The sequence below is a fragment of the Mycobacterium stomatepiae genome (genome assembly GCF_010731715.1).
Classification (GTDB): Bacteria; Actinomycetota; Actinomycetes; order Mycobacteriales; family Mycobacteriaceae; genus Mycobacterium; species Mycobacterium stomatepiae.
Genome location: NZ_AP022587.1, coordinates 5,233,159 through 5,246,420, shown reverse-complemented (window position 1 = coordinate 5,246,420; position 13,262 = coordinate 5,233,159). Strand labels below are relative to the sequence as shown.

General features: G+C 66.2%; 6 protein-coding genes and 4 pseudogenes. 3 read left to right on the top strand and 7 right to left on the bottom strand.

Features of this window, described 5'->3' with window-relative positions:
• Nucleotides 1-273 precede the first annotated feature (273 nt).
• From G6N54_RS25010 to G6N54_RS24980, 7 genes and pseudogenes are all read right to left on the bottom strand, one after another.
• Entirely contained in the window at nucleotides 274-1,758 is a 1,485-nt protein-coding gene (locus G6N54_RS25010; RefSeq protein ID WP_163792963.1) for an aldehyde dehydrogenase family protein, read from the bottom strand.
• A 146-nt stretch (nucleotides 1,759-1,904) separates the two neighbouring features.
• On the bottom strand, nucleotides 1,905-3,125 hold the full coding sequence (locus tag G6N54_RS25005; protein ID WP_163792961.1) for a cytochrome P450: 1,221 nt from the start codon (nucleotides 3,123-3,125) through the stop codon (nucleotides 1,905-1,907).
• Nucleotides 3,126-3,127: 2 nt separating this feature from the next.
• A pseudogene (locus G6N54_RS25000) lies at nucleotides 3,128-4,139 on the bottom strand (SDR family oxidoreductase).
• A pseudogene (locus tag G6N54_RS24995) lies at nucleotides 4,132-5,271 on the bottom strand (spirocyclase AveC family protein). The pseudogenes G6N54_RS25000 and G6N54_RS24995 overlap by 8 nt, the downstream one beginning before the upstream one ends.
• Nucleotides 5,271-6,386, bottom strand: coding sequence for an ABC transporter substrate-binding protein (locus tag G6N54_RS24990; protein WP_163792959.1), 1,116 nt, complete (start codon nucleotides 6,384-6,386; stop codon nucleotides 5,271-5,273). Before G6N54_RS24990 ends, G6N54_RS24995 begins: the two are co-directional and overlap by 1 nt.
• 94 nt (nucleotides 6,387-6,480) lie before the next feature.
• On the bottom strand, nucleotides 6,481-7,329 hold the full coding sequence (locus G6N54_RS24985; RefSeq protein WP_163792957.1) for a CbbQ/NirQ/NorQ/GpvN family protein: 849 nt from the start codon (nucleotides 7,327-7,329) through the stop codon (nucleotides 6,481-6,483).
• A gap of 133 nt (nucleotides 7,330-7,462) precedes the next feature.
• A pseudogene (locus G6N54_RS24980) lies at nucleotides 7,463-9,157 on the bottom strand (VWA domain-containing protein).
• Between the two features lie 200 nt (nucleotides 9,158-9,357).
• Between G6N54_RS24980 and G6N54_RS24975 the strand changes: the two are divergent.
• The 3 genes and pseudogenes from G6N54_RS24975 to G6N54_RS24965 all read left to right on the top strand — a co-directional run bounded on the left by G6N54_RS24975 (nucleotide 9,358) and on the right by G6N54_RS24965 (nucleotide 13,169).
• Nucleotides 9,358-10,512 (top strand): annotated as a pseudogene (locus G6N54_RS24975) (acyl-CoA dehydrogenase family protein).
• Complete coding sequence (locus G6N54_RS24970) at nucleotides 10,509-11,594, top strand: acyl-CoA dehydrogenase family protein (protein ID WP_163792955.1); 1,086 nt, start codon at nucleotides 10,509-10,511, stop codon at nucleotides 11,592-11,594. Before G6N54_RS24975 ends, G6N54_RS24970 begins: the two are co-directional and overlap by 4 nt.
• Before the next feature lie 264 nt (nucleotides 11,595-11,858).
• A complete protein-coding gene (locus G6N54_RS24965) occupies nucleotides 11,859-13,169 on the top strand; it encodes a TetR/AcrR family transcriptional regulator (protein ID WP_163792953.1) in 1,311 nt (436 codons plus the stop codon).
• Nucleotides 13,170-13,262 lie beyond the last annotated feature (93 nt).

The following is a 13,262-nucleotide window of genomic DNA, read 5'->3' as shown; positions in this document are numbered from 1 at the left end:
CTCCGGTCTTGCCTCGATTGTCAACCAGGGGGTTGGGGGACCTCGGGGCGGGGTGTCATGGGGCACGCGAATTCGTTGATGCACCCGGCGATGAGTGCGCGGGTCGGGTGACGACACGCCGAGGGAGTCCGCCCTGAGCGCACACGCAACGGACCCCGCGCGGGCGCAACGGCCAGAACAAATGTTAGGTCGAGCGGGTCGGCGGGCGTGCCCTTCCCAGTGCAGCAGCGCTGCGACGGACTGGTAACACCTGCCGCCACGGTGTCTAACGGATCAGACCGCGGGGTAGGCCACGGACTTGATCTCGGTGTACTGGTCGAATCCCGCGATGCCGTTCTGGCGTCCCACACCGCTTTCCTTGTAGCCACCGAAAGGTGTGTCGGCGCCGTATGGGGCACCGCCGTTGACACCCATGAAGCCGGCCCTGATCCGTCGGGTCACCGACAGCGCATGCTCGAGCGAACCGGCAAACACGTTGCCCGCCAACCCGTAGACGCTGTCGTTGGCGATTCGGATCGCGTCCTCTTCGTCGTCGAACGGAATCACCGATAGCACCGGCCCGAAGATTTCCTCCTGCGCGATCATCATCTTGTTGTCGACGCTGGTGAAAAGCGTTGGGCGGACATAATATCCCTTGTCGAAACCGGTCGGAGCGTCCGGACCGCCGACCAGCGCGGTGGCGCCCTCATCGACGCCCTTCTGGATGTAGCCTGTCACCCGCTCGTACTGGCGTTGCGAAATCACTGGGCCGCACAGCGTTCCGGGGTCCTGCGGGTCGCCGCATGTGACGTTCTCGTAGATGTTCTTGAGGATCTCCACGCCCTCGTCGTAACGCGACCGCGGCAGCAGCAGCCGGGTCGGGTTGGCGCAGCCCTGACCGGCGTGCATGCACGGCGCGATGCCGACCATGCAGGCCGTCCCGAAATCGGCGTCCTCCAGCACGATGGTGGCCGACTTGCCGCCAAGCTCCAGGAACAGCCGCTTCATCGTGGCCGCACCCTTTTCCATGATCCGCTTGCCGACCACCGTCGACCCGGTGAACGAGATCAGGTCGACCTTGGGTGACAGCGTCAGCTCCTCACCCACGAAGTGATCCGACGCGGTGACCACGTTGACGACACTGGCTGGGATATCGGTCTTTTCGGCGATCAGCCGGCCCAGCCGGTTCGCGTTGAACGGGGTGTTGGGGGCGGGCTTGAGCACCACGGTGTTTCCGGTGCCCAGCGCTTGGCCGAGCTTGTTGAGGGTGACCTCGAACGGGAAGTTCCACGGCACGATCGCGCCGACCACGCCGACCGGCTCGCGCCACACCTTGCGGGTGGTGAGCGTGCCGGTCAGGCTGATCACCTTGTCGCCGAGGTCGGTCTCCCAGGCGTACTCGTCGATCAGGCGGGCGGGATACTTCAGCCCGTCTTCCAGCGGGGCGTCCAGCTGCGGGCCGAACGTGATGGCCCGGGGCGAGCCGACCTCGAGGATGAGCTCCTCGCGCAGCTCGTCGATCTCGGACTCGATGGCCTCGTGCAACTGCAGCAGGCAGCGCTTGCGCAGCTCCTTGTTGGTCGACCAGTCGGTCTCGTCGAAGGCACGCCGGGCGGCGTCGATGGCCCGGTGCATGTCCTCTTTCGAGGCGTCCGAAACCTCGCCGAGCGATTCCTCGGTCGCCGGGTTGATGTTGGAGAAGGTGCCGGCCTGGCCGTCGACGAGCTTGCCGTCGATCATCATCTTCGGCTCGAACCGGACCTTTACAGTGCCAGCCATTTTTGTTCAGCTCTCTTTGCGTTCGATGTCTTGTGACTCGTCCCTGCGGAGAGCCTTACTGGAAACTAGCCGATTGGCAACCAGCAACCTGCGGGCAGGGCCCTGAAGTGCGATTACCGCACGCCCGCCGGACGCCATGACCACCCCTATCTCTGCGCGTCGAACAGCACGGGTACCGAGGTCGGCGATCGGAAAACCTGCCCGCGGATGTGTGGGTCGTGCCCGTCGGGATCCAGCCGCAAATTCGGCAGCCGGTCGAGCAACAGGTTGATCGCGGTCCGCATCTCGAGGCGGGCCAGGTGCATGCCGAGGCAGACGTGCACGCCGTGTCCCCAGCCCAGATTCGCCTTGGCCTGCCGGTGAATGTTGAACGTGTTCGGGTCGTCGTAGCGATCCTCCTGCCGGTTCGCCGAACCCAGCATCGGCATCACCGTCGCCCCGGCCGGGATCGCCACGCCGCCGAGTTCGGTGTCGCGAGTCGCCACCCGGGTGATGGTCAGCAACGGCGATTCCCAGCGCACGCCCTCCTCGATCGCCTGCGGCAGCAGCGACCGGTCGGCGCGGATCGCAGCCAACTGGACCGGATCCGACAACAGCGCCAACAGCAGACTGCCCAATGCCCGGTAGGTCGTCTCGACGCCGGCGGGCAGCAGCAGCCGAAGGAACGAGAAGATCTCTTCGTCCGCGAGCTTCTCGCCGTCGATCTCGGCCGCAGCGAGCGCGCTGATCAGGTCCTCCTTCGGCTCGGCGCGCCGGGCCTCGAGGATCGGGGCGAAGTATTCACACAGGGCGGCCGACGCTGCCAGCCCGCGCTCGGGGTTCATCAGCCAACTCAGCAACGAAATCGACCACCGCTGGAATTGCGGGTAGTCGGATTCCGGCAACCCCAACAGGCCCGCGATGATCTGGCTCGGATAGTCGAAGGTGAAGTCCTTGACCAGATCCGCCTTGCCGTTGGCAGCGAAGTTGTCGATCAGGCTGTTCGCGACGCGGCCGACCAACTCGTCCTGCCAGCGCGCCAATGACTTCTGCGAGAACGCCTTTGAGACCAGGGAGCGCAGCCGGCCGTGGACCGGCTCGTCCATACCCAACATCACGCCCTCCCCCAGCACCGGACCGAACGCGGCGATGACGGCCGCCGAGGAGAACGTCTCGTTGTCGCGCAACATCTGCTGGATGTCTTCGTGGCGATACACGATAAACATCGGCAGCGATTCCTCGTGTGGAAGCGCCCCCGAGGTCTCGAGACGCTGGACCGGTTCCTCGTGGCGCAGCCGTGCCAGCTCGGTGTACGGGTCACGCACGTCACCGGAGATCGCGTCGTCGAAGGCGCCGAAGTCCTCCAGATCGTCGAAAAGCTGCTCCATGCCTACCCCTTATTCCCCTTATTTCCGTTGCGGCGCTTGGTCACCAGCGACGCCAGGCGCTGCACCACCGGCTGCGGAAGAACGCGTGCGGCGAGCACCATCGCCTTTTGACTCGTCGTCAACGGCCATGTCCCACCGCGCATCGAGCCTTGTTTGGGGATGCCCAAGATGACTCGCGATATGTGGTGCATCCCGATGGCGGGCAGCACCCGATTGGATAACAACAACATTGATGCATCCGGCCCGACACCGCGACGACGAAAAGATCCGTTGTCGTCCAACGCCTTTACCAAACCGTCGGTGAACCGCTCGGGGTGGCCGCGCCATCTTCATCGCGAAGCGCCCGCGGCTGTTCATCGTGTTGTGCAGCCGCGCGTAGGGCCCCGCGAAATTACGATCGTCGGTGGTGCCGGCATCGGTGATGATCTCGGTGTCGTAGGTGCCCGCCACCAAAACGGTGACACCCAGACCGAAGGGCGCTATCTCGCATGCCATCGACTCGCCCCAGCGCTCGAGTGCTCCCTTGGCCGCCGAGTACGGCGCGGTGGCCGGCTGACCGCGCACCCCGGCCGCGCTGGATACCAACACAATTCGGCCCTCCCCGGCCGCACGCATGGACGGCAGCAGCGCCTGGGTGAGCGCAACGGGCCCTAGCACATTCGTCTCGTACATCCGCTGCCACAGCGCCATATCGGTCTCCTCCACCATTCCGGCGGCGGAGATCCCGGCGTTGTGCACCACGGCGTAGGGGGCCCCGACGGCTTCTTCGATTGCCTTGGCCGCCGCGGAAACCGACGCGGCGTCGGTCAGGTCCAGCTGCACACCGATCAGCCCATCCTCGTCAGGCGGTGGCAGCCCCTGATCCTGAATAGCCTGCCGCAGCAGCGGCATCGCCTTCTCGGGTGTGCGCATGGCCGCGACCACACGCCACCCCTCGCGGTAGAGGCGGACCGCCGAAGCGAACCCCAAACCCCGTGACGCACCGGTGATCACGACCGCACGAGACTCACCCATGCTGGCCCGCGGTCGCGCAGGGGCCCTGGCCCGGCGGCGGCGGTTCGACGTGCGGCCGACCGTTCGGTTCGCCGCTGGCCCAGCTCGACCAGATGCCGACCGAGTATGGGCCTTTCGCGCCAGCCTTCTCGTAATAGCACTGCGGGTCATACACTTTCGCCTCCGGGTACGGCCATGGGCACGCGACCGAGGTCGCCGCATGACTGGCCTTGATGACCCAGAACCAGGCGCCGTAGGCGAAGTACGACACGTTCATGATGGCGAACATCACCAGGAAGGTGCCCAGCACCGGACGGCTAGGGAAGACCTTGGCTTTCGCAGTGAGCTTCTCGGCCATCGACTTTCCGGTGTCGTCTCGGTAGCACAGGATGGCCGCCGGAATCATCACGAAGGTCACCGAGAAGGACTCCCAGATCAGCGGAAACTGGAAAGTGGTGCCGGTGAACACCGAGCCCCACGGGATCACTTGCGAGTAGATGTACATCCCCGCGTGCACGAGCTGAATCTCCAGCCACGCATCGAATACGAAACCGTATCGTACAGGTCAGCAGGCCCAGGCTCCACAACGGGTGTCGCGAAACGAACGACTGCGGACCGTATTTGGCCTGCAGCTTGCGCAGGATCCAGACCGCCGGGAAATACGGTCCGAAATAGAACATCACGTAGCCGAACACGACGAACGGCTCGACGGTCGGCGAAATCGACACGAGCGGCCAGGATTCCGGCCAGTGGATGAGGTCAGGGTTGTAGACGGCGAACGGGGACCAGTTCATGATCGGGTCCTGCCACACGATCAGCGTGGTGCACAGGAACATCAACATCGCCGGGCTGCCCGGATTGCGGCGCCAGCCCCTGATGAACACCACCAGCAGCACCAGCAGCATGATGCACGTGGCGACGTGCAGGAAGGTGATGTAGTCCAGGCCGAAGATGAACTTCACCGGGCGGGCCGGCCCTGCACATTCGGGTTGGCGACGCGCGGGTCAAGGGCGACACGGCAATTCGCGATGAAGAAGAGAGCGAATGCGCCCAGAGCGGCCCCGGCTATCCAGCCGCCCCAGCCGCGCTTTTTGCCTTCAGCCGGTGAGGGTTTGTCTTCCGTGGTCAGCGGTGCGAACTGTTCTGTGGGCATCAGTCGTCCTCTCCGAAGCGATCGACCAAGTGCGAGTTGACACCGTCGGCATCGAGAGTTCGTGCGACCAAATAGCCGGACCCCATCCAAGCCCGGCGGATCCACTTCCCGAACGACACCCGAGTCCCGGGCGCGCCGGAGGCGGCGGGCATCATCTTGACCCGCTCCAGCGACTCCTTGACGCCGCGCGGGCTCAGCGGATGAGCGTCGGTGAAGGCCCGCACCAGCGTCGCGGCGACGTCGCGGTTCACCACGGTCACGCAGAACTCGGGGCGGCTGTTGTACTTCCCGGCGTAGCTATCGAGGAAGTGCTGGCCGATCCGGTTCGCCTCGTCGTACTGGTCGACACCGGTCCAGCCCATGAACGCGTTCCACATGATCGGGTTGACCCAGGCGTTCTGCCAAGCGGTGGTCGTGAACCGGGGTGGATCCCAGCCGAGGTTCTCGAGGGCGGGGTTGATGAAGACGATGCCGAAGCCGAATCCCAGGTGCACGATCGCCTCCGCCTTGGCTTCATGCAGCGTCTGCACCGCGGCGTTGATGTCCTGGGCCGTCTGGGCGATCGAAACCTCGGACACGATGCGAATGCCCTTGCGCCGGCACGCGGTTCGCAGGTTCTTCAGGTAGCTCTCGCCGATAAGGCTCTGCTCGACCAGGACGCCGATCTCGCCGAGTCCTCGTTTGCCGATGAGGTCGGCCAGGAAGATCGGCTCATCGGTCATCGATCCCTGGGGGAAGGCGAAGGTCCACTCGCCCAGCCAGTCGTCGGTGCCGGTGACGCTGATCGCGGGCACCTTGAACCGCTCCTCGATCGCTTCGCGGGTCGGGACGCAGTTGTCGGTGATGTGCGGCCCGAAGACCACCAGGCAGCCCTCGTCGACCAATTCGCCAAACGCGTCGATCACCGCCTTGACCGAACCCTTGGGCAGACCCTCCACCTCGCGATAGATCATCTGCACCGGACGGTCCATCAGGCCCTGGGCGGCCGCCTCCTCGAAGATGAGATCGAAAGTCCGGGTGAAAGACGCGAACAGGTCCTCGGGGAAACCGGGCGGCAGCCTGAAGTCCATCAGGTAGCCGACCTTGATCGGCTCAGCGCTGCTTTCGTACGACATCTGACCTCCCGGGTGACCTGTTCACGCCCAACGATTCACGGCAGACCTAATATTTGTTCAGACGCTAGCGGCAGCGCTCCGCAGCGTCAATCATCTATCCGCCGCCCAAGTAGACGTCGACCATCTCGCCCAGCGCCCGGCCCACGGCGACGTCGTCGGTGAGCGGCCCGGCGATCGCTGCCCGCGCGGCTTCGACCATGGTCAGACCCTCGGCGACGAGCCGGCCCGCCGCGATCAGCACGCGGGTCGACGCGACCTCGCGCAGGCCCCCGGTCTCCAGGCGGCGGATGGCCTGCCCGAAGCGCACCAGTTCGGCCGCGGTCGCCGCGTCCACACCGGCTTCGTGCGCGACGATACCCTCCTCGACAACGGCTGCGGGATAACCGAATTCGATCGCGACCATGCGCTGGCGCGTCGAATCCTTCAGGTCCTTGAGCACGCTTTGGTAGCCGGGGTTGTAGGACACCACCAGGCCGAATCCGGGAGCCGCGTCCAGCGTGATGCCGAGACGCTCGATCGGTAGCTGCCGCCGGTGGTCGGCCAGCGGATGCAGCACCACGGTGGTGTCCTGGCGGGCTTCCACGACTTCGTCCAGGTAGCAGATGGCGCCCTCTCGCACCGCGCGGGTCAGCGGGCCGTCCACCCACACCGTCTCGTCGCCCCGCAGCAGATACCGCCCGACCAAGTCGGCCGTGGTGAGGTCGTCGTGACAGGACACGCTGATCGGCGGTCGGCCCAAGTCGTGGGCCATCGCCTCGACGAAGCGGGTCTTGCCGCAACCCGTCGGCCCCTTCAATACCAGCGCCAGACCCTGACGGTAGGCGGCTTTGAAGATCGCCTCTTCGCCGCCGACCGCCCGGTAGTAGGGCCGCACCCCGGCAGCGTCGGCGTCCGGGTCGGGATTCGCACCGTTGCGACAAGCGATCCCGGACTCGTTGGCCATAACGTCCCTTCCGTGTGATCGGTGCCTAACCGGGACAGATGTTTGTTTCAAGTGCGTCCGACGAACAGCTCTGCTGTCGGGATGCGTACACGAACTGCATTCGGGGACATGGCATCAGCGTGACACCGGATGCTCAGGCACTCACCCGCCGGCGCACCTCCGCCGAGCGCAACGCGGAGCGGAACAGCGGTCCGATCACCCCGGCGAGCTGGTCCGGGCGCCCGATCGTGGCGTGTGCGGTGCCGCCGAACACCCGGCGCAGCGATGCCACGTCGGTGCCCGCACCTATGGTCAGGCACACGCAGCCGATCCCGCGCCGACGGGCCTCGGACAGCGCCCGGCGCGCATCGGCGGCGCCGTAGGCCCGCTCGTACCCATGGTCGTAGGCAAGGCCGTCGGACAGCAGCACGAGCAGCCGCCGTGCCGTGCCACCGCTCGCCTCCAGCACCGACGAGCCATGCCGGATGGCGGCGCCAAGCCGGGAGTAGGCTCCGGGTTCCAGGCTGTTCAGCCGCCGGATGATATGGACGTCGAGATGGTCGTCGAACCGCTTGACCGGCACCATGGTTACCGCCGTGCGTCCCTGCGAGTAATAGGCGTAGAGCGAGACGCGGTCGCCGAGGTCGTGCAGCGCGACGGTCAGGTTGGCCACCGCCGTGCGCTGTTGTTCGTGCACGGTGCGCCCGACCGTTCCGGGCTCGGCGGCCGAACCCGACACGTCGAGAAGCAGCAACGCTGACAGGTCGCGGCGGCGCCGCAAGCTGTCGGTGTACACCGACTCGTCGGGCACCGAGCCGGCCCGCACCTCGACTCGGGCCTCGACGGCGGCGTCGATGTCGATGTCGTCCCCCTGCGATTGGCGGTGACGACGGTACAAACCCATGCCGAGTCGCGACAACGGCCGTCGCACGCCGACGGCGTTCTCGATCGCCCGCGTCGCCGAGACCTTGATCTGCGGCTCGACCTCGCGCACCGTGCACCACGCCGGCCGGTAGCGCTTGCGCGCGACGTCCCATTCCGGATACCGGACGCCATCAGCGGTGGCGCCGTTGACATCCTCGCTCGCGGTCGAGGCCAGCGACGACACGGCGTGCGCACCCCGTTTTGCGGAGTCGCTGCGATGCGTCGCGGCATCCGCGCCGGGCGGTCCGCCGCCGCTGCCGTGCGCACCCCGCCGTTTCGGCGACAGCATCGTCGTCAGCCACTTGCCGATGAAGCCGCCTCCGCCGACCGGGCTGGTGAACAGGTCGGGATCGGCGGAATCGTCGACCTCGCCGTCGTCGAGCTCCGCCAGCTCCTGCGGGCCACTTTTCCGCCGCACATGTTGGGCGTCGCTCTCTTCGTCTTTCGTGGCGACCCGGGCGCTCGCGGCCAGCACCTTGGCCGCGCGGATCACGCCGAACGCCGGCGCCGGGTCGCCAAGGAGCGCCCGCCCGCTGGCCAGGTCCAACGACGCGGCCGGCGACTCGGCGCGGCTCGCGATGTCGCGATTGCCCAGCGACGCCAAAACCGTTGGTAGCAGATGCTCATTGGCGACCAACGCGCGGTGGCCCTCAACCGCGAGGTAGCGCTTGGCCAGTCACGGGTGGCGGACCAGGCACCGCAGGACGCCGGGGTCCAGGCTGCCCGCCGCGATCATCGACGCCTGCACGGCGACGGCTTCGAGTTTGGCGCGGGCCGGGGCGTCCATATCGACGTGAATCGTCTGGCCATCCGTCCAGGCCGGCTCGCCCGAGGACAGCCCGGCAACCGCAACTGCCCGGCCCGCCAGCGCGGACGCAAGCATGCCCAGGGTCTGCCACCGCTGAGCACCAGCGTCGTCAACCACGCCACCTCCGACTTATTGACCAAATATCTGTTCCGCCGTAGAGTCCGGCTTCACGGCAGTCAACGAATCGGGAGCGCGTCTCGATTGCCTTGACCGGCCAGGTGGCTGTGGTCACCGGTGGTAGACGTTGTTGACCAACAAAATGCACCACCGTAAAGTCCGGCTAAGTCGCAGTTAGCCACGACCAGAGCCAAGGAAAAGTGGACTTCTCCTATCCGGCGGAATTGGAACAGTTCCGCATCGCGCTGCGCGACTGGCTGTGCGCGAACCTGACCGACGAACTGGTAGCCGCCCGCCGGCCCTCGGGCCGCGACGATGCGTCATTCGAGATGCTGCGCGGCTGGAGCCGCACGATGTCGGACGCCGGATGGGCCGCGGTCTCCTGGCCCCGCGAATACGGCGGTCGCGGAGCGACCGTTCTCTAGCAGCTGATCTACACCGAGGAGACCACGCGCGCGCGGGCTCCGATGCCGCTCAACGTCATTGGGATGAACAATATCGCTCCCGCGATCATGCAGTACGGCACCGAAGAACAGAAGAAGACGCTGCTGCCCCGGATGATGCGCGCCGACGACATCTGGTGCCAGGGCATGTCGGAGCCCGAGGCCGGATCCGACCTCGCCTCGCTGCGCACCCGCGCGGTCGCCGACGGTGACCACTTCGTCGTCAACGGCCAGAAGATCTGGACCTCGCTCGGGCACCGCGCGCACTGGTGCCAGCTTTATGTGCGCACCGATCCCGACGCTCCGAAGCACCAGGGGATCTCGTGCCTGATCGTCGACATGAGCCTGCCCGGCATCGAGGTCCGTCCGCTCGTCACGCTGAACGGGGAAAGGGATTTCGCCGAGGTGTTCTTTCACGACGTGCGGGTGCCGGCCGACGCGTTGCTGGGTCCGCTCAACGGGGGTTGGCAGGTTGCCACCACCACGCTCAGTCACGAACGGGCCGGGGCCGCACGGCTCTACGCCGAGATGCAGGTGCGACTGGAAGAACTGGTCGACGACATCGCCGCACAAACCGACGCGCTCGAAGACGCGGTAACGCTGCGTCGCCTCGGCGAAATCGCGGTCCGCATCAAATATCTCGAGGTCCTGTGTCAGCGGTCGATCTCGGCGACACTGCACGGCGGCTCGGAGATCACCGCGTTCGGATCGGCCAGCCTCGCCAAGACCGTATGGGGTGAGATCGGACAGGACATGGCCGCGTTGGCTTTCGACGTGCTGGGCGCCCGCGGCGACAACGCCGCGTGGGCGAACTACCGTCTCACCTCGCGCTCGCTGACCATCGCGGGCGGAACCACGCAGATCAACAAGAACATCACCGCGCAACGCGTCCTCGGATTGCCACGCAAATGAACCTCGAACTCACCGACGAGCAGGTCGCACTGCGCGACACCACCCGCCGCTTCCTTGCCGACAAGGCTCCGATCTCGGGTCACGTGCGCGAACTGCTCGACGATCCGGCCGGTATCGAGGACGCGGTCTGGCGTGGCCTGGCCGACCTCGGCACCACCGGGCTGTTGGTGCCGGAGGAGCACGGCGGCGCCGGGATGACGATGATCGAGGCCGGCGTGGTGGCCGAAGAGCTCGGCGCCGCGCTGCATCCCGGTCCGTGGTTGTCGACCGCGGTGGCCGCGCCGCGCGCCTTGACTCATCTCTGCGACAACGCCTCCGCCGCAACAATTTTGGCCGGCATCGCCGGCGGGACGACGATCGCCACCGTCAGCTTCTTGGACTTCGAGAACGTCGCGGTGTACGCCGGCGATGTCCTGCGGGGCGAGCTCGGCGACGTGTCCGACGCCGCGGCGGCCGACATCCTGCTGGTGCTGGCCGAAGAACCAAACGGCACCGGGCTTTTCGCGGTGAACACCGACACTGCGACGGTCACGGTAGCGCCCGAGCGCGGTATCGACCAGACCCGCAAGCAGTTTCGCGTCCGGCTCGACGGCACGCCCGCGCGGCGGCTGGCTACGGCGGCACCGGCCGACGTTGCGGCGGTGATCGACGACCTGCTGATCGCCACCGCGGCCGACGCGCTCGGCGCCGCCCGGGCCGTCATGGACCTCGCCGTCGAATACGCGAAAGTCAGAAAGCAATTCGGTCAGGTCGTCGGGTCGTTTCAGGCGATCCAGCACCTCTGCGTCGACATGTACGAGACGGTCGAACTGGCCCGCAGCGGGGTGATCCATGCGCTCTGGGCCGCCGACGCCGCCACGCCCGAGGAAAGGCATCTCGCCGCGGCGCGGGCGAAGGCGTTCGCCGGGCGACTGGCCACCGTCGGCGACACGGCGATCCAGGTGTTCGGCGGGATCGGCTACACCTGGGAACACGACGCGCACCTCTGCCTCAAGCGCCTGCTGAGCTGGAGCGCGCTTCTCGGCGGGCCCGACCGGTATCTCGCCGAAGTTGGTGCGCGCCTTACCAAGAGAGGCCGCTGATGGATATCGAATACCTGCCGACCGCCACCCGTTCCGCTACGGCTCGGACTCGCAGGCCCGGCGCTGGCTGGTGGTCGGGCTGGACAGGTGGGGCGGCCCCGGACTCCAGGACCTTAAAATGGGTTGTCACCGCTGTTAGCAGCGCATTTGAGCCGGGTTTCCGATTGGGCAATCTGATAACCTCTAACAAAGATTTGGTTCGGCAGGAGGACGGATGCGCAGCTTGGCCCGGTCGCAGTCCTCTCGGTATGCGCACCGTTAGCCATGGCCAAAGCCGAGACCTTGGCTAAGGGCAAGCGGGCAACGGCCGATCGTCTGGATCAGGCCGGCAACGACGACTCCGGGACGCGTCGCACCGAGATCCTGCAGACCGCCGCGTCTTTGATCGCGTCCTCGGGATTGCGCACCTCGTTGCAGGAGATCGCCGACGCGGCGGGCATTCTGCCCGGGAGCCTGTATCACCACTTCGAATCCAAAGAAGCGATCCTGATCGAGCTGATCCGCCGCTATCAAGACGATCTGCACCGCATTGGGGAAAACGCCAAGGCGAGGTTGGACGACGCCGATTCGCGACCGGCCGCCGCGAAAATCATCGAGCTGGGGTCGGCGGTCGCCAACTGTGCCGTGCAGCATCGGGCCGCGCTGCAGATGTCGTTCTACGAGGGACCGAGCGCGGACCCGGAATTGATGAATCTGACCCGGCAGCAGTCCGTCGCGGTGCAAGAGGCGATGGTGCAAACGCTGCGTGCAGGCCGCTGGAGCGGCTACATCAAACCCGACATCGACCTCCCCACGCTGGCCGACCGCATCTGCCAGACCATGCTGCAGGTCGGGCTCGACGTCATGCGCCACAACTCCGCGCCCGACCAGGTGGCAGAGCTGCTGTGCCGAATCATCTTGCAAGGGTTGGCGGCCCGGCCACCCACCGATGCGGCGCTGGATCGGTCCAACGCCTTCGCGGCCGCCAGCGCGGTGATCGAATCGTGGGCCGACGACAGCGACGCCGATCCCAGCGACAAGGCCGCCCATGTCCGTGCGGTGGCACGAACCGAATTCGGTCGCAAAGGTTATGAGGCCACCACGATTCGCGACATCGCGTCGGCGGCGGGGCTTGGCACCGGCACCGTCTATCGGGTGATCGGCTCCAAGGACGAACTTCTCGACTCGATCATGGTGTCGTTCGGGCAGAAGGTCGAGGCCGGATGGGTCAGCGTGCTGCGCTCAGATGCCACGCCGGTCGAGAAGCTGGACGCGCTGAGCTGGATCAACGTCAACGCGCTGGACCGATTCTCCGACGAATTCCGGATTCAGTTGGCATGGATGCGGCAATCACCGCCGACCGCCAATCCGGGCTGGTCGTATCCCACCCGGCTGCGACAGATGAAATCCCTGCTCTCCGAAGGGATCCGCTCCGGCGAGATCCGCATCGACGCTCCGTCCACCGCGATGCTGGCGCGCTGCGTCATCGGGCTGCAGTGGATCCCGGAGAACATTCTGCGCGAAATCGGCAAGCGACCGGCGCTGGTGCACATCCGTGACACCGTGTTGCGCGGTGTAGCCGGGCGCGGCAAGTAGAAGCAGCGTCATTTAAACCGAGCCCGGTATTGAACCAAATAACTGTTACCCATACAGTTGAGCGGTTAGAACCGCGTTGGCATTATCCGAGAA